This window comes from Sessilibacter sp. MAH3 (assembly GCF_054658275.1).
Genome location: NZ_BAAGIE010000019.1, coordinates 48,188 through 72,576 on the forward strand (window position 1 = coordinate 48,188; position 24,389 = coordinate 72,576).

A 24,389-nucleotide genomic window follows, 5' to 3' on the forward strand; every position below is an offset into this window, starting at 1 on the left:
TGTAAGTTAAAGAGCTTCTAATGATTAGAAGTATTTAATTTATCGCTATTGTCTCATTTATTTAAGATCATAAATTATGACAAGTTCGCGTCTAATTTATGAATCTATCTGCAAATTGTAACAATTCTCCTTTACTGTGCTTGGCCAATAAAAGAATACACCAGTGATAATTATTGGCTGTTTAAGCAGGTTTTTGCTTCAGCGTTGATTGGGGGAGTTGTGTAATGATTGGTACAAATTTATCGAAGTGGCCGGTGTTGGTTGCGCTGGTTACGGTTTTAACGGCTTGCAGTAAGCAAGAATCTAACTTAGATGTTCAAGCCTCGGCCGTTGATAACAGTGAAAAAACCGCCGCTATTAATCTCAAAGACGTTGATCTCAAAAAGACAGAAACACATGTTGAAGAAGTACTAAAACAAGATCCTGACTTTGTTCAACAATTATTGGCGTCTTCGGTCAGCAGTCAATCAGATATGTTTAATCGCGAGGCGGTGATTCCTCCCCAGTGTTACACCAAAACCGAAGGCCATTTTAACCCCTGTTATACCTGTCATCAATTTACGCCGCGCAATCAAGGCCGCGCCAATCGCATGGGCGATGGCGAATTACAAGGCGATTACGGATTTTCGGATTTGGGTACAACCAATCATTGGCTGAATCTTTTTGAAGATCGCACCGAGCGTATGGCAAAAATCTCCGATGCCGAAATTGATGAGTACGTAAATTACGATAATTATTCGAGTTTAGCGGATCGCTTAATGGCACAAGGTTGGGATGCTTGGTATCCCGATTTAAAAAATCTGCAATTAAGTGAAGCTGCCTTTGATGACCAGGGTTTTGCTAAAGATGGTAGTGGTTGGGTTGCTTTTAATTATATGCCATTGCCCAGTACTTTTTGGCCAACCAATGGCGCCACCGATGATGTAATGATTCGTTTGGCTGATGATTTTCAAAAAAATCAGCATGGTGAATTTGATCGCGATATTTATTTGCTCAATTTAACCATTGTTGAGGCAGCAATTAAAAATTTTACCCAGCTGACAATTCCAGAAATCGACGAAAACACGGTTGGGTCTGATTTAAATGGCGATGGTCGATTATCGAAAACAATAACATTAAAACGTCCAAGTAATTATTTGGGTGGCGCTTCAGATGTTCAAGTAAAGTCTTTTTTGTACCCTCGCTACACGGAGTTTTTACACACCATTCGCTATGTAGGTGTGCGTGAAAATGGTGAAATTTACACGCCGCCGCGAATGAAAGAAGTTCGCTACATGGTAAAAACCGAACAGCATCGTAAATCGACCTTAGGTGCATTTTACGCCGAAGAACAAAAGGATAAACTTGAAGGCAACTTGCCGCGTTATGCAAGTCTTGGCGAAAAAGGTTTGGATAATAAATTTGGTTGGCAGTTAATTGGTTTTATTGAAGATAAAAACGGGGAGCTTCGCCAACAAAAATTTGAAGAAAACTTTTTCTGTATGGGCTGCCACACGACTATTGGCTCTACCATCGACCAGACCTTTGCCTTTGCTCGTAAAATTGATGGCGCCAAAGGTTGGGGTTATCTAAATTTAAAAGGTATGCCTAATGTACCCATGTTTGGCAGCGATAAATCGGCTAATTTTGACTATTTAGAGCGCGTTGGTGGTGGTAATGAATTTCGTGAAAATGAAGAAATTGATGCTCGATACTTTAAACACGGTCAGCTTGATGAATCATCGTTGGCGGCAGTACGCGATGTGTATGAATTAATTACGCCATCACCAGAGCGTGCTCGCGCTTTGAATAAAGCTTACAAGACGATTGTGGATGATCAAGATTATATTTACGGCCGTGATGCGAATATAAAGCCTGCGGTCAATGTTTATCGCAGTATTGATACCGAAATTGAACCATTGGAACCAGAATATCGAGCTGCGTTTGATATTCGTTTAGATTGGTCGAGTGTAACAGGTGATAACTCTAACTCGCCTAAAGTTGAGTCACGGCCATAACACCAAAAATAAATCTGTAAACAACGCTGATTAACCTGGAGTTTCTTACGGCACAAGGATGTGTTACCAATTTCAAGAACGGTAAGTGATTGACGTTGTGATGAAACCGGAAATTGTATTTTCAATTTCTGTTCTCTGATTAAATTAGGGACGGGCTAATCAGCGGTTCCTATAATAAAAAAGCCGTTTTTTAAAACGGCTTTTTTACGTGGTAAAGACGATAATTTTTTAGAGGTTTTATTAAACAGGGTTTAAGGGCGCCAGTTTGTTTGGCATTTCTTTAGTTTTTTGAGTGCTACTTAAAATCTTTAAATCTTTGATAAGTGCATCGTAAGACGTTATTTTTTGATCTTTATTGTCACTAAAAAGTAGCGCGTTCAGTGAGTCGATACTTTGTTTAGCCTCGTCACTGATCAAATTATTTTTAATGCGTTCTAAAGTATAAGGTCCAGTACTCCATTTGTTTTTTGCCCATTGCAGCAATAGCTTGCGTACGCCTAAATGATTGTTCGCATCACAGGCAAAGGAAATATCATTCACGAGGGTTTTTAAGGGTACTGAGTTTTCAACTTTGGGTGACGCTTGATCAGTTGGGGTGGTACCTTGTTGTTGACGTTTAAACCAAAGATAAGCAAAAAATAAAGCAATTAAAGCCGTAGCTAGATTGCTCGCTAATAACCAAATACTTAATCCCGATTTAGATTTAGTGGTCGGGGTTTTCGGTTCTGCATTGTCTGTCTCGTCTGGATTGTTATTCTCGGTATCGGTAATCGAGGTATTATCGATGCTATTTTCTGCCGCTAATACCTTTACTAACCGCTCGGGAATAATGGCCGATTCTTCGCGGTCGTCTATGGTATTCCACCAACTGACTTTTACCTCGGGCAATGTGTAAATACCGGGTTGAGTAGCCAAGACAGCTTGGCGTTGGCTCATAATGGTTGTTACACCTTGCTTTGTTTTTTGTTCTTCCGATTTTAACGGTTCTGGGTAGTGATTTAAGTTATCAGGGTATTCGATAGTAATTTCAGGTAACTGCGAAGCCGTTAGGCCGTCAGCGGTAACAATAATTGAGCGAGTAATTGGCTCGCCTTGTTTAACACTGGTGAGATCACCGTTCCAACTTTCTGTGAGTGCTATTTGCTTGGCGGGCAACCACATAGTGCCGGTGAAAGAGTCTGGTTTTGCTTCTACCTCAATGGTTTTGCCTTCTACGGTTAATCTGCGTACGGAATTTGGGTTTCTGAAACTTCTTGAAAACACCGAACGGGAGCCAATTCCGACCTGCCAATTTAATGTTGGAATTTCTATGGTGCCAGATTGCTGCGGATAAACGGCATAAACCCATTCGGCGACAGAATATTGGTTGCCATTAATGGTGCGCAGACGATTCTCTTCGCTGACTAAAACGGTTTTAGTGTTTGGTAAATCGATATCGCCGCGATCTAGACTAGAAATGGGTAGGTTGGTATTTAGGCGAACGGTAACCAGCAATTGTTCTTGCACATAAACCTTGTCAGAAGACACTTCCATTTCTAGGAATACGTCTTTTAATTCACCTTTTTCAATGTTTAAGCTCTCGGGTTTATTGACCGTAATTTCGATGGGAGTTGTGTATTGACCATCCAATTCAAACGATGGAATTAACAATGTTCCAGTTCGAATAGGTGCAATAATAAATGTCCATTCTAAAGAGCTTTCTGTGCGGCCATTGGTTGAAATGAACTGATTTGTTTGGCTTTGTGACAGTACCTCGAAATTTTTTTCAAGATTTGTAAGGTCGGGTTGTTTGACATTGGTAGTATTTGATTGGCGAATTCTAAGAACCAGGGTTTCATCAAGGTTGATGCTGTTTCGATCAACCGTCGCTTCTACGGATTGTGCGTGCGCAAGTTGTAGAGGGAGTAGGGCGTACAAGGCCAGCGATAGCAGTAACCAGTAGAAAGCATGTGTGGATATTAATGGACGATTATTCATGTGGAACTGGTTAAATCCTTAAACTAAATGCTGAGCGGTTTGACGCTCACAGCCGCTATAGGTTTCGTTACTCGTAAATGCGTCTGTATTTTTCCGTGAATTACACGACTTTTAAGTTTGTTCGCCTTATTTTTTCTGTATTAAAGCCTCAAATAAAGCGTTAAGAAATGAGCTTGTTTGACTTTTTTGATGATTACAGTCTTGAAGCCGCATTGTTGCTTGGCGGCTGCCACTGTCCGGCACGATACTGTTGAGCGCGTTTCCGATATTCATGTTGAAACTTGCGACGCAATAAACCAGACGGATCGTCAGGAATTTGTTTCAACCATTGTTCCAGAGCTTGTTGTTGTTCTTCCGATAAATCGCCTTCAGAAACCTCCGCTACACTCTCCTGTTCACCATCTTCGCCAGACTGCTCGTCACTTTGTTCTTCATTGGCAGCTTGTTGCTGTTGTTCGGATTGTTCCTTGGATTCTTGCTCTTGCTGCTCGTTTTGGGCTTGTTGTTGATCTTGCTGTTGCGAATCTTGTTGTGAGGCGTCTTGCTGTTGTTGGTCTGAGTTTGCTTGCTGATTCTGAGAATCTTGATTTTGTGACTCTTGGCTTTGGGAGTCTTGGTTTTGAGAGTCTTGGTTTTGCTGATCTTGATTGTTCTGTTGATTTTGATCGGAGTTTTGGTCTGATTGTTGGGATTGCTGCTGTTGTCGCTTTAAGTTTTCGACTATTTCTTTGTTTTCTTGGGCAACCGTTAAATCTGGATCGATTTTAAGTGCTTCATCGTATTGAGCGATGGCTTCATCCAGTTTCCCTGCATTTGCTAGGGCGTTGCCACGGTTGTAATGGGATACTGCATCGTCACCATTGAATAAACCGGCGGCGTTCTCAAAGTTTTCGCCGCGATAATTTGCAACCGCTTTCCACTGTTGATCTTTAAACAGTTCGGCGGCTTGTTCGGCATTACCTTCATCAAGTAATGCTTTTGCTTGTTGGTCTTTTGTAGACCATAAGTCTTTCCAAGACGCGGCCTGAGCAGGATTGGATGCAGATACAAAAAGTGTCGAACTCATGACCATTGCAAAGGCAAATAGCCAACCGCGACGGAAGGATACCGCGACCAACGGTAGTAGGCATAACACTGCCCATGGGCCAAATTCGTACCAGCTGTCGAATTCACGATCTTCGTTTAACACTGCGTCTCCGTTGAAATCGCGCTCGTTGTTAAAAAATGCTGACAGGCGATCAATATCGCTTGAGTTCGATGACAAACTTGCATAAATGCCGGAATTCTCGTGGGCAAGTGTCTCAAGTGTTGAGACATCGAGCTTATCGATAATCACCTGACCATTTTGGTCTTGAGCAAATTCATCGCCAAACGGCACCGGTGCACCTTCTGGCGTGCCTACGCCCAAAACCGATAATCGATGAGGCGTTGATTCTAAAAGATTCGAAACCGTTTGAGCAGCTAAAGGCACAACACCGTCGGAAATCAATAAAATATCACCGGCTACGACACCGGAGTCGCGAAACAATTTAAGAGCATCTTCGATGGCCATTTCGGTATTACTACCGCGAATTGGCATGAGTCCGGGTTCTAAGGCAGAAAGCTGACTGGTGATGGTACTGGTATCGTCAGACATAGGCGTAACAACGTAGGACTCCCCGGCGTACACCACCAAACCCGTTTGGCCTTCTTTGCGTGTGTGCAATAGATCAATCAACTTGAAGCGTGAACGATCTAATCGAGAGGGTTTTAAATCTTCGGCAAGCATGGACGGTGACATATCCCAAAGAATGACCAGTGAGTGGTCTTTTTTGAGTGTTGGCTGGGGAATTTTTTGCCAGGTAGGGCCTGCACCTGCAATTGTTGCCGTCAGCCAGATAACGAGCAGGGCGTAATAGGGCCAACGACCTTGGCTTTGGCCTTGAACTTCGAGTAGATGGTTAAGCAAATTAGGATTGATAAACTTTTTCCAATCCGATTGATTCACTCGAGCGTTAGCAATCAGTACCGCAATCACGATCAAGGGTACAAGTGCAAACAGCCAATAGGGGCGTACAAAATGAAATTCGCTGATCATTTGACGTTTTTGTTCAAGTTTGAGTATTGATTTACCATAATTTATCAATGCATATTTGGGCGTAATAGGTTGGGTTAAACCGCGTTTTGCGATTTAACACGACTTTTTTGTTGGGCATTTATTGGTGAAGCATTGTTATGGGCGTGGTTACTGGGTGACTGAAAACTTAAGTTTTGGCGATTCATTACCAAAAATACCAACGACCAAATGACACTGATGATAAGAGCGCAGAGCAAAGGCCAGTAAAATAATGTTTGCACAGGGCGGTAGGTTTCTGGGTCTTGCTCAATGGGCTCTAGCTCGTCGAGCGTTTCGTAAATTTGAATTAATTCCTGAGGGTTCTTCGCTCGAAAATACTTGCCACCGGTCATCTCGGCAATTTGAGTTAAGGTTTCTTCGTCAAGATCTCTCGATGGATTAAAAGAGCGGCCGCGCGGATCAAATAAGCTACGCATAGTAACTTCTTCGGCGCCTACACCAATGGTGTAGACCTTAACTTTGGCTTGTTGAGCAAGCTCGGCGGCTTGCAACGGCGTTACCGCACCGGCGGTGTTGGCGCCGTCGGTCAATAAAATAACAACGCGAGAGGACTCTGGACGATCCTGTAGTCGTTTAATAGCAAGACCAATTGCCTCGCCTATAGCGGTTTTTTCTCCAGCGAAACCTAACTGGGCTTCTTGCAGCAGTGTGTTTACCGTATTGCGATCAAAGGTTAGCGGTGCTTGGAGGTAGGCGTTGGTACCAAATAGGATTAGGCCCAAACGATCTTGACTGCGTCTTTCCACGAAGTCGCCAACCACGTATTTCACCACAGTTAAACGGTCTAAGGTTTGCCCGCTCACTTGCATGTCTCGGGTATCCATACTGCCAGAAATATCCACCGCCAGTAGTAGGTCACGTCCAGATATTGGCAGGGTAATGGGTTGGCCCAACCATTGTGGTTTGGCGGCTGAGCATACCATTGCAAGCCAAATAAGGGTTAAACAGGCAATTTTTGCGTATTTTGTTTGAGTGAGAGCGGTTTGGGTTTCTGCCATAGGCGCTAGGTTCGCAAAGAATGGTACTAGCAAAGCAGATTGTTGCTGCCGTGCCTTGGGCAATAAAAAGCGCACAACAATCGGTAGCGGTAATAAAACAAACACCCAAGGCCAAGAAAATTCAAGCATGGCTGACCTCGGCGGATTCGGACTGCACAGTTTTAGATGACGCCAGCTCTTTTGGTGGTCGATAATTTTTAATCCATTTTTCGACGCTCACACAAAGTTCGTTAAGTTTGTGTTCTGAATGGTTATTTTGGTATTGGTTTTCGCTTAGAACTACGGCAATAGGTTCTGGTAGATTACCGGTGCTAGTCAAATAATCCTGCCATTTAGCGCCGTATAAAGATGCTACTTTTCGGCGACCCTCTTGAGACATTGCTACTCGTTTTAGCAATCCGTTCAGATAACTCAATTGTGAACTGTTAATGGTAGCGTCGGGCGATTGTTCGCTCATCCATTGGTGCAGCTCGACAATAGCAATACTTTTATAGGCATTAGACTTTTTATGCTTTCGGTAAAACAAATACGCAGCCATTACCATAATGGCTATGGCAACCGCGCAAATCACCAAACCTGGAGTAATGACATAGGTCGTGACTGTCTGTGGGACTAAAATGTCGTTTAATTGTTCTAGACCTGTTTGAGGCGCAGCCACAGGCGCATTTTGCGTTAGATTGTCTAGAGTTGGTGCGATTGGTTTTTGTGTATCCATGATAAGAGTGGGTACTCAGTATTTCCTTTTATTGCTCTATGCTTTTGTGGCGATATCTTCAATGAGCGCTTGAAAAATATAAAAATTACCGTTGTTTTTGTTAAGTTCACGTTGCAATGTAAGCATTTGCCGCAAACCCAGGTTTAAACACAATTTAAGATCTAGGTGTTTGAATTTTGTTCAGACTATTTTCTTCCCGAATAAATACTTCGCAGCACTGATGCAGGATCTGTGGTGATATCCATAGAAACCAAGGGAATAGCATGCTTATTTGCAAAGTGGGTTAACTTAGATTTGTTATTTCTAAATTGAGCTTCGTATTGCTTTTGGAATGCGTTGTCTCGACCGCTAACACGCATTTTCTGTTTGCCATCGCTGACTACTAATTCCGACTCTGGCCAGTGAGTTTCGATAGGATCGAAGGTATGAAACAGTGTAATGTCGCTGTGACGAGAAATACTGCCTAGCTGTTGCTCACATTCCGCAGAAAAGTCGTGGAAGTCGCTGATAATCAACACTAACGAACCAGGTCGTGCAATTCTTAGCGTTTCTTTGAACATGTTTGAGAGTGAAAGACTGCCTGAAGGCGCAATTGGCGACGTCAGTTTGTGATTAAACTCGTTGAGTCTGTGCACTAATTCTAGTTGAGCGTGTTTGCCGCGCTTTGGCCTAACGTCACACTGCTCATTATCGTTAAAGACGAGCGCACCGATGCGATCATTTTGTGAAAGTCCAATCCAGCCCAGCATGGCGCCCAATGTAGAAGCGTATACCGACTTAAAACACACCTGGCTACCAAAGAACATATTCGAACGCTGATCAACCAGAATAACAACAGGACGTTCTCGTTCTTCCGTAAAAAGTTTGGTGTGGGGAACCCGGGTACGCGCAGTCACTCGCCAATCGATGGTACGAATATCGTCACCGGGTTGGTAGATTCGAACTTCTTCGAATTCCATGCCTCGACCACGAAAACGCGTGCGAATAGGGCCGTTGACAATACCTTTGCTCGGGCCGACGAGTTTCAATTTCAAACCAGAAACTAAAAAACGAGTATTCAATAGCGCTTGTAAATCGGAATAGGCGCCGGTAGGTATAAAATCTTGTCTCGCGCTCAAAATAACTTCGCTATTACGTTTGTTGTTAGAAAATTGTCGTAGGCGATTACGCGATGGCAATCAGCTCTAATAGATGATCAATAACCTCATCGGTATTAATACCGCTGGCTTCTGATTCAAAACTTAAAATTAGGCGATGGCGAAATACATCGTGAATAACGGCATGTACGTCTTCAGGGCTAACATAGTCTCGACTGTTCAACCATGCATTGGCTCTGGCACAGCGATCTAGGGCAATAGTGCCGCGTGGGCTAACACCAAATTCCACCCAGTTGGCGAGATCAATATCAACCGCGGCGGGGCGTCGTGTCGCACAGGTGAGATTAACAATATAGTCTTCAATACTGTCGGCCATGTGCACAGATAACACCTCTTTGCGAGCAGCGAATAATTCTTCTTGGCTAATAGGTGTTGGTTTTTCAAGATTTTCGTGTTTGGCTTCGCTTCTGGCGAGTTGCAGAATTTTTTTCTCAGAAGCGGCGTTCGGATAGTCGACATTGACGTGCAGAAGAAATCGATCAAGTTGCGCTTCTGGAAGAGGATAAGTACCCTCTTGTTCAACCGGGTTTTGGGTTGCCATTACCAAAAATAGCTCTGGCAGAGGATAGGTCGTTTTGCCCACGCTCACTTGGCGTTCAGCCATTGCCTCTAACAGTGATGACTGCACTTTGGCCGGTGCACGGTTAATTTCATCAGCCAACACTAGGTTGTGAAAAATAGGGCCGCTTTGAAATTCAAAGGTACCGTTTTCAGGACGGTAGATGTCAGTGCCGGTAACGTCGGAGGGTAATAAATCGGGAGTGAATTGAATTCGATGAAAACTCGCTTCTAATCCTTCAGATAAGGTTTTGATTGCCTTGGTCTTAGCAAGTCCCGGAGCTCCTTCTACTAATAAATGACCGTCAGCCAATAACGCAATTAATAAACGGTCGATTAAATGAGGTTGACCAATAATACTTTTATTCAGCCAATCTTTAAGAGCAAATAATGAATTCTGATTTAACATAAAAACTAAAGTACCACATTGAACGCTGGCTGGTGTTTTACTGTCCTCATAAGCATGTTGACGCTTTTAAGGTATTTCAGTATTTGACGGACAAAGTCGCCATTATATCAACACTCGTAGTGCCAGAGGGACTGATTGATTGTGCGAAAGTTCCAGTTTTGAGCGTCACCTGCTAAAGAGAACAGTGTAAAACAGGGATAAATCTTTTTTATTGAGTCTACAAAATACGAAAAATTACACCTGTACTATCATTGTTCTATAAAAACATAAGTTCTTTATAAACGGTCAGACAATATTAAACCCCATTTGACCCATCAAAAAAGTTTTCCGGAGAGAAAATTGTGGAAATTAATACCGTTATGACAACTTCCGTGGAGCAGTTTTTACAGCGTTTGGAAGAAGTCATCAATGAAAAATCCCCTGCCACCAACAATGTGGCACTTATCAATTTTTCTAAGCGTTATTTTAATCGGTTCCCTCTTAATGAATTTCAAGGCCGACCCTACACCGATATTTACGGTTTTTTAATGGGATGGTGGAAAATTATTCAAGAGTATAAACAAAGCAAAAAAGAAGTCTTTGTGTATAACCCAAATCTTGAAGAATACAGCTGGTTGTGTGGGCATACGGTCATTCAAGTTTGTATTAAGGATATGCCATTTTTAACCGAATCAATTCGATTAGAGCTAAATAGACGTAATATACAAGTTCATTTTCTTAAGAGCCACGTATTACAAACTGTAAGAAATTCGAATGGCGAATTACTGGAAGTTCTCGATCGTAATGAAAAAATCGACACGAGTACAAAAAATAATGTCGTCGATAAAATTGCCTTAGTGTATTTCGAAATAAATTTACATACCGATCAAAGTCAGTTAATTGCCTTAAAAGAGTCAATTGTAAACACCATTCGTGATTTGACGGCGGTTGTAAATGATTATCATCCGATGTGTGATGAAGTTGAAATTGCCCGTAAAAATTTAGATTTTGCGCTAAAAAATAGTGCCGCCGATAAGAATTTGGTGGAAGAATCCCAAGCATTCTTATCTTGGATGGCCGACGGACACTTCACCTTTTTAGGCTACAGTGAATTCGATATCGTTAATACTTCAAAAAACGATGACTCTTCCAGTTCTCTTCGTTTGCAAGAAGTTACTAAAAGTCGCAAAGGGATATTTGTAACATCTAATACTAAAGTTGATCCTTTGCCGCTGGATCAATTTAATCAAGGGATGGATGCGTTCTATAAATCTTCTGAATGTATTGCTTTTACAAAATCCAGTTCTCGTTCAAAAGTACATCGTGGCGTGTATTCAGATTACGTCGTTGTAAAAAAATACGATGCTACGGGAATGGTGTGTGGCGAACGCCGGTTTATTGGTTTATACACCAGTACTGTTTATGACGATAAGGTTGCAGCCATTCCGTTAATTCGCACCAAATTTAACGATGTTTTAGTAAAGACCGAAACAGACCCGGTTTCATACGAAGGCAAATCACTCATCAGAATTTTAGAAACCTTTCCCCGCGATGAAATGTTTCAAATTTCTAGCGAAGATTTGTTAAAGGTCAGTACCGGCGTGGCACAAATTAATGAACGTGCCCAGGTGCGTTTGTTTATGCGTACCGATCCTTATGGAAAATTCGTTAACTGTTTAGTTTATGTGCCGCGCGATATTTTTAGTACGCAAGTTCGATTAAAAATTCAAGAATTAATTGCCTCTGAAATTGAAGCAGAAGAATGCGAATTCAATACCTATTTTTCTGAGTCGATACTCGCCCGTGCTCATTTAGTTTTCCGAATTAAACCCAACACAAAAGTTGAATACGATGCTCGTCAACTTGAACTCAAAATTATCGATATTACCCGCGGTTGGGACGAAAACTTATTCAACGCTTTATTAGAATCCTTGGGTGAAGAGCGTGGCACACGAGAGTATCGTGTCTACGAAAATGCATTTTCGGATGCTTATCGCGAATCCTATGATGCACGTTCTGCCGTTGCCGATATTGAAACCATTGCTTTGTTGAACGAGCAAACGCCAGTTGCGATGAGTTTTTATCAATCCATCAACGCTAAACCTAACGAAATTCGTTTTAAAGTGTTTCACGCCGGTAAAGCACTAGAGCTTTCAACTGTTGTTCCGGTTTTAGAAAATCTTGGCCTTCGTGTTTTAGGGGAATTTCCCTATGACATTGAGCCTGATGGTTCGAAAATGATTTGGTTGCACGATTTTCAGCTGGTTTTTGACGGCAAAAATAATATCGACGTAAGCGCTACCAAGCGAATTTTCCAGGAAGCTTTTGAAGCCATTTGGTTGGGTAAGGTAGAAAGTGACGCCTTTAATCGACTCGTTTTAGGGGCTCGCCTTAATTGGCGTGAAGTTGCGATTCTTCGTGCGTATTCACGTTACATGAAACAAACAGTAGCCAACAATTTTGGTCACAGTTATATCGCAAATATATTGGCTACCCACGTTGATATTACTCGTAATTTAATTGCTTTATTCAAGAGTAAGTTTGATCCGCGAATGAACCAATCGAATAAACACGATGGTTCGCGTACAGAGCGGTTAAAAAGCAAAATTATTGATGCGTTAGAATGTGTTGATAATCTCAATGACGATCGAATCATTCGCCGTTACTTGGAGTTAATGAGCGGTACCTTGCGCACCAATTATTATCAAAAAGATAAAAGCGGTAATTTTAAAGATTATATTTCTTTCAAACTTGCACCTCGCCAAATTGCAGAAATTCCTGAACCTCGTCCCATGTACGAGATTTTTGTGTATTCGCCGCAAATTGAAGGTGTGCATCTTCGCGGCGGCCCAGTTGCCCGTGGTGGCTTGCGCTGGTCAGACCGATTGCAAGATTATCGAACCGAAGTATTAGGCTTAGTAAAAGCCCAGCAAGTAAAAAATGCGGTGATTGTTCCAAATGGTGCGAAGGGTGGTTTTGTGGTTAAACAACCGCCCAAAGAAGCAACTCGCCAGGCAATGCAAGCCGAAGCCGTACGCTGCTATAAAACCTTTATCAAAGGGTTGTTAGATATTACCGATAATCTTGTTGGTGGTGAGACAATTGCGCCCGAGCAAGTCGTTCGTCACGATGGCGATGATCCTTATTTGGTGGTTGCCGCCGATAAAGGAACGGCGACATTTTCCGACATCGCCAATGAAATTTCTCTGGAATACAACCATTGGTTGGGTGATGCATTCGCTTCTGGCGGCAGTCAAGGTTACGACCACAAAGGCATGGGTATCACCGCCAAAGGTGCCTGGGTTTCGGTGCGACGTCATTTCAAAGAAAAAGGCATTAATATTCAAGAGGAAGACTTCACTGTTGTTGGCATTGGCGATATGAGTGGTGATGTGTTTGGCAACGGCATGTTGCTGTCAAAACACATTCGTTTGGTCGCAGCCTTTAATCATTTAGCAATTTTTATTGATCCAAATCCAGATGCAGCAACAAGTTTTGATGAACGGCAACGTTTATTTGAAAATCCACAGTTGGGTTGGTCGGATTACAACGTTAAATTAATTTCTCAAGGTGGTGGCATTTTCTCGCGTTCGGCAAAAAGCATTACCATTACGCCACAAATGAAAGAGCGCTTTAGTATTGTCGAAGATAAATTATCGCCCAATGATTTAATTAACCGGCTTTTAAAATCGCCCGTTGATTTGGTGTGGAATGGCGGTATAGGAACCTACATTAAATCCTCTGAAGAAAATAATGCAGACGTTGGTGACAAAGCCAATGACACCTTACGCATTGACGGTCGAGATCTTCGTTGTAAGGTATTTGGTGAAGGTGGCAATCTCGGTATGACACAGTTGGGCCGAGTTGAATTTTGTTTAAACGGCGGTGCTTGTAATACCGATTTTATCGATAACGCAGCTGGCGTTGATTGCTCAGATCACGAAGTTAATATCAAAATTTTAATTGATAAACTGGTTGCTCAGGGTGATATGACCGCAAAGCAGCGCAACAAGCTTCTGGTTGATATGACCGATTCGGTAGCGCAATTAGTTTTGGAGAATAATTACCAACAGACGCAGGCCATTAGTTTGGCTCATTTTACCGCAGAGGAGCGATTTGCCGAATATCGACGTTTGATCAGTCAGCTTGAAGTGGAAGGGCGGTTAAATCGTAAACTCGAATTCCTTCCCGATGAAGAAGCCCTTTTAGAGCGACATACGCACAATAAAAGCTTAACCCGTCCCGAACTTTCAGTGCTGATTTCGTACGTTAAAGTCATTCTGAAAGAGTTATTCGCTAACGATGAAATTGCTAACGACCCGTACATCGTAAAAATTATAGAAACCGCTTTCCCGGTGCAGTTAAGAGAGAAATTTGCTAACGAAATTTACGCTCATGTTTTACGTAAAGAAATTGTTGCAACTCAGTTGGCAAATGATCTGGTGAATAATGGTGGTATTACCTTTTTCCATCGATTATTAGAATCAACCGGAGCTCCCGCGACGACCATCGCGCGCGCGTATATCACCGCTCGTGACGCCTTCAGTATGCCGAAGCTACGCAAAGAAATAGAAAGCCTAGACTTCAAACAAAATGCCGCTGTTCAATTGGGTGAGTTAGATAATCTTGTGCGCCGAGTAAGACGCGGTACACGTTGGTTCTTGCGTAATCGTCGGTCACGTTTAAATCCAAGCGAGGAGATCGAACACTTTTCTGGGTCTTTGGTAAAACTTGGCGATATTATGCCGAATGTTTTAGAGGGCGATGAATTAGACCGATGGAAAGAAGTTTACGATCGTTTAACAAGCTTGGGGCTGTCTGATCAGTATGCGAAAGCATCGGCGTTGCCTGCAAATCTTTATTCTGGGTTAGGTGTTGTTGAAGCGGCAAAACACTGCAACGCTGATTTACAACAGGTCGCACATGTCTTCTTTTATTTGAGCGATCGACTCGGTTTGAACTGGTTCTCTAAGCAAATTTCCGATGTATCTGTTGAAAACTATTGGCAAGCAATGGCGAGAGAGTCCTTCTTGGATGATATGGAAGTACAAGTTCGTTCACTAACAGAATCGTTTGTACGTCTCAGACCGGATGATATGTCTCTCGAAGAAACATACAACCTTTGGGCAAAACAACACAAAGAAATGCACGATCGCTGGGTTTCTATGATGTTAGAGTTACAAAGCAGCAATATTTCAGACTTTGCTATGTTCTCTGTGGCTATGCGCGAGTTGTATGACTTGGCTCAGGCTTCAAGTTTTTGCCAAAGTTTGGGTGACGACGCGCCAATGTGTACCGGCTCTTTGGCTTTGGTTGCTAATAACCAGTAATAATTAACAATAGGAAACTCTGAATAACCTAGAGTTTCTTACGACACAAGGATGTATCGCCAATTTCCAAGAGCCGTAAGTCATTGAAATTGTGAAGAAATTTGAAATCGCATGTTCAATTTCTGCCCTCTGATTGAGTCGCGGATGAGTTAATCAGAGGTTCCTAGATATTGTTTAAGCTCTTTAGGCCTCGGTATCTAGGGATTGACTCCTAGACAACTGAGGTTTGGAGGGCTTAACTCTAACTATGATGGATGCGTATCTCGATCTTAATCTCAATATCTCACCCGTAGAGTTGCAAAAGCTGTACACCTCCGGTGGGCAGGCGCCTGTTATCGCGACGGCTACTGATGGTCGCAAAGTACAATTTCCCGCTGTTTTTCTAAAACCCTGGTTAACTCATTCCGGCATTCATGGTCAATTTAGACTTTATTTTGATCAAAATAATCGTATGAAACACGTTCAAAAACTATCTTAATTGATATCTTAGTCGATATTTTTCGTCGCTAATCTGCACGTGCGCATTTCACGTACTGTCAAAAACACAGGAAATTACCCAAATTAGTTTATACTGGCGGCTGTATTAGGCTTTTAGATGTTTACTTAAAACCCCCAAAATTTGGCTAAACCAATGTACTCACTTGTAAGAAAACTGTTGTTTAAACTTGATGCAGAAAACGCTCACGAATTATCACTGGATTTTTTAGGCGCAGCAGAGCGTTTAAGGCTTACCGGGCTTCTTTCAAAACCTGAAAATACTCAACCGGTAGAGGTGTTCGGAATTGAGTTCCCCAATGCCGTTGGCTTGGCCGCCGGTCTTGATAAGAACGCAGATTATTACAATGCATTAGGTGATTTAGGATTTGGTTTTATTGAAGTTGGAACCGTTACACCAAAACCTCAAGCAGGTAATGATAAGCCTCGGTTATTTCGTCTACCTACCCACGAAGCCATTATCAATCGAATGGGTTTTAATAATAAGGGTGTTGATTATCTAGTTGAACGCATTAAAAACCGCCGTTATAGCGGAGTTTTGGGGGTGAATATTGGCAAAAATAAAATTACCCCTGAAGAAAACGCCTTGGATGATTACATTTATTGTTTGGAGCGCGTTTATCCCTATGCCGATTACATTACGGTAAATATTTCGTCACCAAATACTCCGGGGCTGCGTAATCTGCAATTTGGTGAAGCATTAAAAACCTTATTGTCAGGTATTAAACTCAAGCAAAAAGAGCTTGCCGAAATTCACAATATTTATAAACCAATATTGGTGAAAATTGCACCCGATATGACGCCGGAAGAAATTCAAGACATTGCTGAAACTTTTAATGAACAAGCTATTGATGGTGTTATTGCTACGAATACTACGATCGATAAATCTACGGTTGATGATGATGCCCACGGCCAAGAAGCGGGCGGTCTATCGGGTATTCCGGTTTTTGATAAATCTACCGATACCTTAAAAATACTAAAATTCTACCTTGATGACAGCATACCGGTCATTGGTGTTGGCGGCATTCACGATATAGACAGTGCCGAAGAAAAATTCGAAGTTGGTGCGAGTCTAATACAAATTTATTCTGCGTTTATTTATCAAGGGCCAAAACTTATAAAAGAGTTAGTGGAGTTTACAAATCGACTGCCTAGATAAACACAGCTAAATTCTGTAACAAAAACTCTCATTAACCTAGGGTTTTAGTCAATAACAACTACTTATTAGACATTTAGAAATTGTAAAAGACTTTTTTTGCCAAGAGCTTACAGCTATAGAGCCAACAGCAATAAGTGTGAGAGGGATTTATCAATTTCCAATCTGAGTATCAATTTTTGGGACTTTTCAGATGTTCAGATGTGTTGAACGGTAGATGTATTGATTGATCGATAGATGTTTTGAATGTGTTGAACAGCAGGTAGGTTGAATGCCAGAATTCTTGTAAGTACATTTTTGTAAGTACATTTGGCTAGAATTGGAGCAGGGAATACCTGCTCCATGGGTCTCTATCGAGACCTGCTGGGTTTAAATATGTATCACCATTGAATAACAAGAACCTCCTTAAAATGTGAGAGTGTTCATTTAAATCCAAGGTTTATAATAAATCGGTAAGCTCTAAAACCTCAGATCGGCCAAATTTAAAGGCTGTATGCGATGAGTAATAGATAAATTGGTTGTATTTAATTTAGAGGTTGTTAATTTTTTCCATTGACGCCTGACGATTAAAACCATCCCATTGATCGTTTCGTCCTTCACGCCAACCATTTAACCAGTCGTGCCGCGTTTTTTGAGTTTCATGCGGACACAAGCTTCTGGATTTTCCTTCAAAGCCTGCCATGTAGCCTTTTATGAATGCTCGTTCAGATGGGTTGCGCTTCTGACGTTTCATATATTGGTATACCTCATGGTTGGTTATGGTAACTACCGACGCGTTTATTTTATTACGCTTAATAAAATACAACCGAATGAGAGAATAGTTTCGAATCAGCTATGTTTTATTTTGGTACTTTAACCTAGGGTAATAAATAAACTTTTCGAAAGCCGGATTGCCAGTACAACAAATATTTGACCAATTGGGAATGAATTTATGTTTCTAAAGGATTGCAGTTATATGACTATAGGCCATAAAAATTTAAATCACTTGTTTAACGTAGGTGTATTATTTTCGCAAAATAAACGCGTTTAATACATGGATGATTAATTTAGAAACAAGTTGTTCAAATAACCTTATTGTTTTTAATATTTTAAAATAAATGCATCAATAACTATTGCAACCGCTCAATTAACTCGATCGCGATTGAATCAGTGAGAAAATATGACACTGTGATTACCGATTTCTATTCAATTTCAATCACTTACTGTTCTTGAAATTAACAACTACTTCCTGAGTTGTTGCAAACTCTTGTTAACTGGAGTTTTCTATTAGTATTTGTAATAAAACCAGCTCACCACCGACGATTTGATTCTCTTGCTTATTTAGTAATCGTGACTATATTGATAGTGATTTTGGTGGTGAGAATACTGTTTAACCTAAAGTTTCTTCTTTATAAAGAGCCTGCTCTAAAGAACTTTACGAAATTGCCACCTGGTTTTATCGCCAAAATTACCAAATTCCAGATGTTTGTTTTCTTCATCAAAAAATATAACTTCGTAAAACGAGCGTTCTTTAAATTTGTATTCATAAATACAAATTTATAAACAGAGATAAAATCTGTTTTAAATCAATTTTTGAATCTTCCACAGGGGTATAGTACATCCATAGCAAGACGGAAGTGCTTTTAGGTAAATGCCAAAACTTATTCTACGTAAAATGCTTAATGCTAGTAATTAATTTAGGTGTTGAAGTTTGAGTTTCGGAATTTTTGTCTGATGATATTTAGCTTATTTTTCTTGTAATACTATAACAAATTATTTTGGTATTACCTTAAAGCAAGGCTTGAGTACAACCCTACAACTTCCAAAGAATTCTACCAGTTTAAAAATTATAGTATTTAAGGAGAACGCCTCATGAAAAATGTAACTAAAATTGCTTTGGCCGGATTATTAGCATGTGGTTCTATGGCTGCATCTGCATTTGAGTCAGACGAATTAGTAGGAACTTGGTGCTTATACGAAAAAGAAAGCGCCGGTAAACTAGAGTCTCAGCAGGTGAACCTAACTTTTAACGAAGACGGTACCTACGATTGGATGGATACCCTTACCAAAAAATCTGGTACATGGTCTGTTGATGAGCACAACCTAATTCTTTCTGATATTGGCGTGCAAAAAGTAATTTCAGTATCTGATCATCGCGCAGTATTTATGAATGATAGTACACTTAAATTACGCAAAGAAAGTTGCTTCTAATTAATAGTTAAAAGCTTATAAAAAAGCCCAGCATAATGCTGGGCTTTTTTGTTTTTCAGGTCATTATTTGTTAGATGTCTATGGGTTTTTATCTTGTTATCGACGTTTATGTAAAAGAAGCTCTGATCGATCTAACGTTTTCAGCAATACAAGGATTGGTCGCCATTTTTAAGAACGGTAAGTGATTTATAGTCTGAAGAAATTAAAGTTCATATTTCTAATTTTTTTACCCTAATAAAAAATATGAAGGCGTTAATCGAAGATTCCTAAATGTATTCCAGTGAGAACATTTCTATTTAGCTGTATCCACTATAGCTAACTGTGGTTGCAGTTTTAACCGAGCGCTATGTCTTCACCTCATGTGTAAATCTCAATTCCGAACCTTTTATTGAATCCCAATGTGAGGTTTTATGAGTTGAATGTTTAATGTGTTTCTTTCTGTTCGTAATTGGTACATGATTTAGGTAGAATCGCCCACTTTTTCTACGCTATAAGTAATCAGATGATCGAATATTACGCAACCTGTCCCAAAGGACTTGAGCAGCTCCTAATCCAAGAAATCAAAGCTATTGGCGCCGAGTTTAAGCGCGAGACCGTGGGCGGAGTGTGGTTTGATGCTGACCTAAAAACCGCCTACAAGGTTTGCTTGTGGTCGAGAATTGCTAATAAGGTGTTGCAGCCGGTTGGCAATGGCAAAATCAAAGCCGATGACGACATCTACACCTTGGCTCGTGATGTGGCTTGGGAGCAGTATTTGTCTCCGACAGGTACCATTTGGGTTGATTTTCAAGGCACCAACGAGCTAATTCGCAACAGCCAATACGGTGCTTTAAAAGTTAAAGATGGTATTGTTGATCGCTTCAGAAACCTGTTTTCTGAGCGTCCATCTGTCGAAAAAAATAATCCAGATTTGCAAATTATTGCTCGCCTAAACAAGGGTGTGCTTACCTTGTATATGGATATGTGTGGTGAAAGCTTACACAAGCGAGGTTATCGTCAAAAACAAGGTGCCGCACCGCTCAAAGAAAACCTAGCAGCAGCGTTATTGTACCGAGCAAATTGGCCTGAGTTGGCACAACAAGGTGCTGCGTTACTTGATCCTATGTGTGGCTCGGGCACCATCTTAATTGAAGGTGCAATGATGGCGGCCAATATGGCGCCAGGCATTAGTCGCGCGGGATTTGCCTTTGAACGTTGGTTAAATTACGACAAAGCAGCATGGCTTGACCTGCGTGAAGAAGCTTTGGCGGCAATAGATCTGGAGAAAATTCCAGAAATTCGCGGGTATGACATCAATAAGCACGTTTTAGAGTCGGCAGAACACAACATTCATAAAGCTGGGCTGGGTGACAAGGTTCGTGTGATTACTAAACCTGTGTCTGCTTTTAAGAAACCTACGCATACACACATTGATCACGGCTTGATTTTAACCAACCCGCCATATGGCGAGCGATTGGGTGAAATTGCAGAGTTGGGCGGTTTATACCGCGAACTGGGTACAGCGATGCGTACCGACTTTAAAGGTTGGCAGGCGGGTGTTTTTACCGGCAACCTAGAAGCGGCAAAAAACATGGGTTTAAAAGCCCATAAAAAATACAAACTCAATAACGGTAGTCTTGCTACCGAGCTATTGCTGTTTGATATTAAAGAAGAGTTTTTTGTTAATACCATTCGTGATCCGCACTTGGCCCGCCGCCGCCAATTGAGCGAGGGGGCGACCATGGTTCTTAATCGCCTGAATAAAAATAAAAAGCAATTAAGTAAATGGATCAAAAATTACGATATTGAATGTTATCGCCTTTATGATGCCGATATTCCAGAATATTCTGCGGCTATTGATGTATATGGTGACTATTACCATATTCAAGAATACCAAGCGCCAAAAAGTGTTGATGAGAAAAAAGCCCAAACACGCTTTGAAGAAATAGTTTCGGCCGTTGAATGTGATTTTCAGACCGACGAAGCAAAAATCAGCCTAAAACAGCGTCGCCGTAATAAAGGCACTCAGCAGTATCAAAAATTAACCGATCAAAAATCCCAGCATCCGCTTATTTTGGTTCAAGAAGGCGCAGCTACGTTTGAAGTAAACCTGTGGGATTATTTGGACACTGGGTTATTTTTAGATCACAGGCCGGTAAGACGAGAAATTTACAACATTGCGGAAGATAAAAAATTCTTAAATTTATTCTGCTACACCGGTACTGCAAGTGTGCAGGCTGCGTTGGGTGGCGCGCGCGAAACGGTAAGCGTTGATTTATCGAATACCTATATTAATTGGGCGAAAAGAAACTTCCAATTAAACAAACTAGTTAGCAATAAACATCGCTTTGAACAAGCCGACTGTTTTGAGTGGTTAAAAAATTGCCGTGAAGGTTTCGACTTAATCTTACTTGATCCGCCTTCTTTTTCTAACTCTAAGAAGACCGAATCGATATTGGATATTCAGCGAGATCACGTTGGACTGATTAAGCGTTGTATGGATTTATTGACTAAAGACGGTATTTTAATTTTCTCGAATAATTTGCGAAGCTTTAAGTTAAACCAAGAAGAGCTGACACATTACAAGGTTACCGATTTTAAAGAAGAGAGTATCGATCCAGACTTTAAGCGCAATAGCAAAATTCATCATTGTTGGTTAATTGAGCACTAACTCAGTAAATAGACATCCGCAGAATTGCATATAAAAAGTGCTGAATCTAAAGTCTCAACCACACAAGGATGTGTGTTAGAATGGGCGAAGTTAATACATTTGCAGTTATTATATTTGCAGTTATTATATTTGCAGTTATTATATTTGCAGTTATTATATTTAAAGCCGGAAAGAGTTAATAAACGCATCAAAAGACGATTTTCATCTTCATGTTTTAATCTGCCGGTTGTTCATATTTTGTTAAATATGTACAACGTTTTTCTGTACGTGTTTCTACAATTCAAATCCTTAGTAGTAATCCAGTCACCTGTCACAACACCCGTGAGTCTCTGGTTGGCTCATTGTTGAGTTGATTAGCGAATCGGAAATGCGATTTCCAATATCTTTACAATTTTAAGAATCTGCCCTTTAAGAACAGGTCTGTATCGAAGTTTGCATGTATTTGTCATTGAAACTCTAGGCGCACTCGTGGTTTCTTCGTATATGAGCATCTTTCCACTAAAAATTTGAGATACATTAAAACTCTGCGAAAGAGGCTTTTCTGTAAACTGAACAAATGTTATAAAAATCAAGTCTACTGGCTTGTCTAAAAGAGCACTCGCAGTAAGCATATCGCGAATGAAACGCTTGGTGTTAAGTAGATTGCAGATCTTTATTTAGACGAGCGATACAGTTTTTTTAATTTTCCTCAAAAGTGAGGCATGAATGTTGGGTTCTGGTAGTTCATTTAGTTCTATTGTCGAAATTGTTGGCGACATTGTTCGTGTCAGAATTCCAGTACCCGAAAAGGGTGAGAATCCCGTCGTTCGCTTGCACGATTTAGCGGTTTTAACTTCAGATAATGCAAGCTCACGTTTAGCACAGGTTTTAGACATTCGCGACGATATTGTTTCTCTACAGGTTTTCGAATCCACAAAAGGCCTGGCAACCAATGCGCGAGTGTCTTTTCTAAACCATCCCATGCAAGTAACCGCGTCTGACAACATTTTAGGTCGTATTTTTAATGGTAAAGGCCAGCCCATCGATAAAGGCCCATCGTTAGAGTTCGACAATAAAATCAACATCAACGGTCCTACCGTTAATCCCATGCGCCGTACCTTGGCTTCGAAAATTATTCGCACCAATGTGCCCATGATCGACGTGTTTAATTGTTTGGTAGAAAGCCAAAAAATTCCTATTTTTTCGGTATCTGGAGAGCCTTACAATCAATTTTTAGCGCGTATTGGTGTGCAGGCCGATGCCGATATGATTGTCTTTGGCGGAATGGGTTTGGTGTTTGACGATTTCCATTATTTTCGAACCGCCTTTGAAAACGCAGGCATGCTTGCCAAATCGGTTATGTTTGTAAATCAGGCGTCCGATCCTATTGTTGAGCGTTTATTGGTGCCAGACCTAGTGCTCGCGGTAGCAGAACATTTTGCGTTAGAAGAAAACAAACGAGTGTTGGTTTTACTCACTGATATGACCGCCTACGCAGACGGTCTAAAAGAAATTGGCATCGCCAGCGAACGTGTTCCTTCTAACCGAGGCTACCTTGGCGATTTGTATTCGCAGCTTGCTAAACGTTACGAAAAAGCCTGCGATTACGCCAAAGGTGGTTCGGTTACTATTTTGTCGGTCACTACCATGCCCGGTGATGACGTAACCCATCCGGTGCCCGACAATACGGGCTACATAACGGAGGGTCAGTTTTATCTGCATAACGGTGTGTTAGATCCTTTCGGGTCATTATCACGACTGAAACAGTTGGTGATTGGCAAGCAAACCCGAGAAGATCACAGCCAAATCATGAATACCATGATTCGATTTTATTCAGGCAGTCTTGAAGCCGAACAAAAACAAGCCATGGCCTTTGAACTGAGCGATTTTGACAGGCAATTGCTTAAGTTTGGCAAACTCTTTAAAGATAACTTTATGTCGCTAGACATATCTATGAGTCTTGAATCTGCGCTCGATAAAAGTTGGAGCATCTTAGCGGAGTGTTTTGACGAGCAACAACTGCTTATGAAACAAGATTTGGTGAATAAGTATTTTTTACCTCTTAAACACTAAATTAAGCGATAGCCATAAATGACAAAATTATTGTTATCCAAATCGACCTTAACACAACAAAAAAATAATTTGGCGTCGTACAAAAAATTTGTACCGGCATTAGATTTAAAACGACAGCAGTTACGCTTAGCCATTAAAGAACTTGAGCGAAAAATAGATGATGTAAATCGTGACTATGATCAAGCGGTGAATTGGTTGCACGACAATATTCCCATGGTATCGGTATATTCAATGGCCGATGACCTGAATTTGCGAGTGATAGACGTTGAGTATCGTCCTTGGGTTGTAGCAGGTAGTAAATTAAAGATGATTGATTCTATTCGTTATTCTCAGCCAAATACGCCTATAAATGCTGAGTTTTTTTGGTATTTTCGATACCTTCAGCAGTTACAAACTATTCTGCGCCTGCAACTAGAGTTACGCGTTTTAAAAGAGAATATTTTAATATTAACGGCTGCTTTAAAAAAGGTAACCCAACGAGTTAATTTGTTTGAAAAGATACTCATTCCAGAGGCGGCGGAGAATATTCGTAAAATTCAAATCTATTTGGGTGATCGAGCCAGAGAGGCGGTTGTGACTTCTAAAATAGCTAAGTCGAGACATAAGTAGA

At 41.1% G+C, this 24,389-nt stretch carries 15 protein-coding genes; 8 read left to right on the top strand and 7 right to left on the bottom strand.

The window, feature by feature from the left end; translation table 11 throughout:
* Positions 1 to 224: 224 nt before the first annotated feature.
* Positions 225 to 1,997: a hypothetical protein gene (locus tag ACYQ2C_RS12575; RefSeq protein WP_460103040.1), complete on the top strand. Its 1,773-nt coding sequence runs from the start codon at positions 225 to 227 to the stop codon at positions 1,995 to 1,997.
* Positions 1,998 to 2,237: 240 nt separating this feature from the next.
* Here ACYQ2C_RS12575 and ACYQ2C_RS12580 read toward each other — a convergent pair whose 3' ends face one another.
* From ACYQ2C_RS12580 to ACYQ2C_RS12605, 6 genes are all read right to left on the bottom strand, one after another.
* Positions 2,238 to 3,974, bottom strand: a complete 1,737-nt coding sequence (locus ACYQ2C_RS12580) for a BatD family protein (RefSeq protein WP_460103037.1) — start codon at positions 3,972 to 3,974, stop codon at positions 2,238 to 2,240.
* 193 nt (positions 3,975 to 4,167) lie between these two features.
* Positions 4,168 to 6,051, bottom strand: a complete 1,884-nt coding sequence (locus ACYQ2C_RS12585) for a VWA domain-containing protein (protein ID WP_460103035.1) — start codon at positions 6,049 to 6,051, stop codon at positions 4,168 to 4,170.
* A gap of 74 nt (positions 6,052 to 6,125) precedes the next feature.
* Positions 6,126 to 7,217, bottom strand: a complete 1,092-nt coding sequence (locus ACYQ2C_RS12590; RefSeq protein WP_460103033.1) for a vWA domain-containing protein — start codon at positions 7,215 to 7,217, stop codon at positions 6,126 to 6,128.
* A complete protein-coding gene (locus tag ACYQ2C_RS12595) occupies positions 7,210 to 7,803 on the bottom strand; it encodes a DUF4381 domain-containing protein (protein ID WP_460103031.1) in 594 nt (197 codons plus the stop codon). Before ACYQ2C_RS12595 ends, ACYQ2C_RS12590 begins: the two co-directional genes overlap by 8 nt.
* 185 nt (positions 7,804 to 7,988) lie before the next feature.
* Positions 7,989 to 8,921: a DUF58 domain-containing protein gene (locus tag ACYQ2C_RS12600; protein ID WP_460050652.1), complete on the bottom strand. Its 933-nt coding sequence runs from the start codon at positions 8,919 to 8,921 to the stop codon at positions 7,989 to 7,991.
* Positions 8,922 to 8,967: 46 nt separating this feature from the next.
* Positions 8,968 to 9,927, bottom strand: a complete 960-nt coding sequence (locus ACYQ2C_RS12605; protein WP_460050654.1) for an AAA family ATPase — start codon at positions 9,925 to 9,927, stop codon at positions 8,968 to 8,970.
* A gap of 341 nt (positions 9,928 to 10,268) precedes the next feature.
* Here ACYQ2C_RS12605 and ACYQ2C_RS12610 point away from each other — a divergent pair, with 341 nt between their 5' ends.
* The 3 genes from ACYQ2C_RS12610 to ACYQ2C_RS12620 all read left to right on the top strand — a co-directional run bounded on the left by ACYQ2C_RS12610 (position 10,269) and on the right by ACYQ2C_RS12620 (position 16,890).
* Positions 10,269 to 15,236, top strand: a complete 4,968-nt coding sequence (locus tag ACYQ2C_RS12610; protein ID WP_460103028.1) for an NAD-glutamate dehydrogenase — start codon at positions 10,269 to 10,271, stop codon at positions 15,234 to 15,236.
* 247 nt (positions 15,237 to 15,483) lie between these two features.
* A complete protein-coding gene (locus ACYQ2C_RS12615; RefSeq protein WP_460103026.1) occupies positions 15,484 to 15,714 on the top strand; it encodes a DUF2835 family protein in 231 nt (76 codons plus the stop codon).
* Positions 15,715 to 15,867: 153 nt separating this feature from the next.
* A complete protein-coding gene (locus tag ACYQ2C_RS12620) occupies positions 15,868 to 16,890 on the top strand; it encodes a quinone-dependent dihydroorotate dehydrogenase (RefSeq protein WP_460050660.1) in 1,023 nt (340 codons plus the stop codon).
* Positions 16,891 to 17,416: 526 nt separating this feature from the next.
* Here ACYQ2C_RS12620 and rmf read toward each other — a convergent pair.
* Positions 17,417 to 17,620: a ribosome modulation factor gene (rmf, locus tag ACYQ2C_RS12625; RefSeq protein WP_460050662.1), complete on the bottom strand. Its 204-nt coding sequence runs from the start codon at positions 17,618 to 17,620 to the stop codon at positions 17,417 to 17,419.
* Positions 17,621 to 18,738: 1,118 nt separating this feature from the next.
* Between rmf and ACYQ2C_RS12630 the strand changes: the two genes are divergently transcribed.
* The 4 genes from ACYQ2C_RS12630 to ACYQ2C_RS12645 all read left to right on the top strand — a co-directional run bounded on the left by ACYQ2C_RS12630 (position 18,739) and on the right by ACYQ2C_RS12645 (position 24,388).
* The gene (locus ACYQ2C_RS12630; protein ID WP_460103022.1) at positions 18,739 to 19,077 is read left to right on the top strand and encodes a lipocalin-like domain-containing protein; all 339 of its coding nucleotides are present in this window, start codon (positions 18,739 to 18,741) and stop codon (positions 19,075 to 19,077) included.
* Positions 19,078 to 19,579: 502 nt separating this feature from the next.
* On the top strand, positions 19,580 to 21,727 hold the full coding sequence (gene rlmKL, locus ACYQ2C_RS12635; protein WP_460103019.1) for a bifunctional 23S rRNA (guanine(2069)-N(7))-methyltransferase RlmK/23S rRNA (guanine(2445)-N(2))-methyltransferase RlmL: 2,148 nt from the start codon (positions 19,580 to 19,582) through the stop codon (positions 21,725 to 21,727).
* A 705-nt stretch (positions 21,728 to 22,432) separates the two neighbouring features.
* Positions 22,433 to 23,779 carry a V-type ATP synthase subunit B gene (locus tag ACYQ2C_RS12640; RefSeq protein ID WP_460103017.1) on the top strand — a complete coding sequence of 449 codons (1,347 nt, stop codon included), beginning with the start codon at positions 22,433 to 22,435 and terminating at the stop codon, positions 23,777 to 23,779.
* Between the two features lie 18 nt (positions 23,780 to 23,797).
* Positions 23,798 to 24,388, top strand: coding sequence for a V-type ATP synthase subunit D (locus ACYQ2C_RS12645; RefSeq protein ID WP_460103015.1), 591 nt, complete (start codon positions 23,798 to 23,800; stop codon positions 24,386 to 24,388).
* Position 24,389 lies beyond the last annotated feature (1 nt).

What these genes read in the sequence shown, in the direction of transcription:
- ACYQ2C_RS12580 (WP_460103037.1), bottom strand. Translation starts at nt 3,974, where the DNA reads ATGAATAATCGTCCATTAATATCCACACATGCTTTCTACTGGTTACTG.
- ACYQ2C_RS12605 (WP_460050654.1), bottom strand. Translation starts at nt 9,927, where the DNA reads ATGTTAAATCAGAATTCATTATTTGCTCTTAAAGATTGGCTGAATAAA.
- ACYQ2C_RS12575 (WP_460103040.1), top strand. Translation starts at nt 225, where the DNA reads ATGATTGGTACAAATTTATCGAAGTGGCCGGTGTTGGTTGCGCTGGTT.
- ACYQ2C_RS12630 (WP_460103022.1), top strand. Translation starts at nt 18,739, where the DNA reads ATGAAAAATGTAACTAAAATTGCTTTGGCCGGATTATTAGCATGTGGT.
- ACYQ2C_RS12645 (WP_460103015.1), top strand. Translation starts at nt 23,798, where the DNA reads ATGACAAAATTATTGTTATCCAAATCGACCTTAACACAACAAAAAAAT.
- ACYQ2C_RS12590 (WP_460103033.1), bottom strand. Translation starts at nt 7,217, where the DNA reads ATGCTTGAATTTTCTTGGCCTTGGGTGTTTGTTTTATTACCGCTACCG.
- ACYQ2C_RS12640 (WP_460103017.1), top strand. Translation starts at nt 22,433, where the DNA reads ATGTTGGGTTCTGGTAGTTCATTTAGTTCTATTGTCGAAATTGTTGGC.
- ACYQ2C_RS12620 (WP_460050660.1), top strand. Translation starts at nt 15,868, where the DNA reads ATGTACTCACTTGTAAGAAAACTGTTGTTTAAACTTGATGCAGAAAAC.
- rmf (WP_460050662.1), bottom strand. Translation starts at nt 17,620, where the DNA reads ATGAAACGTCAGAAGCGCAACCCATCTGAACGAGCATTCATAAAAGGC.
- rlmKL (WP_460103019.1), top strand. Translation starts at nt 19,580, where the DNA reads ATGATCGAATATTACGCAACCTGTCCCAAAGGACTTGAGCAGCTCCTA.
- ACYQ2C_RS12615 (WP_460103026.1), top strand. Translation starts at nt 15,484, where the DNA reads ATGATGGATGCGTATCTCGATCTTAATCTCAATATCTCACCCGTAGAG.
- ACYQ2C_RS12595 (WP_460103031.1), bottom strand. Translation starts at nt 7,803, where the DNA reads ATGGATACACAAAAACCAATCGCACCAACTCTAGACAATCTAACGCAA.
- ACYQ2C_RS12585 (WP_460103035.1), bottom strand. Translation starts at nt 6,051, where the DNA reads ATGATCAGCGAATTTCATTTTGTACGCCCCTATTGGCTGTTTGCACTT.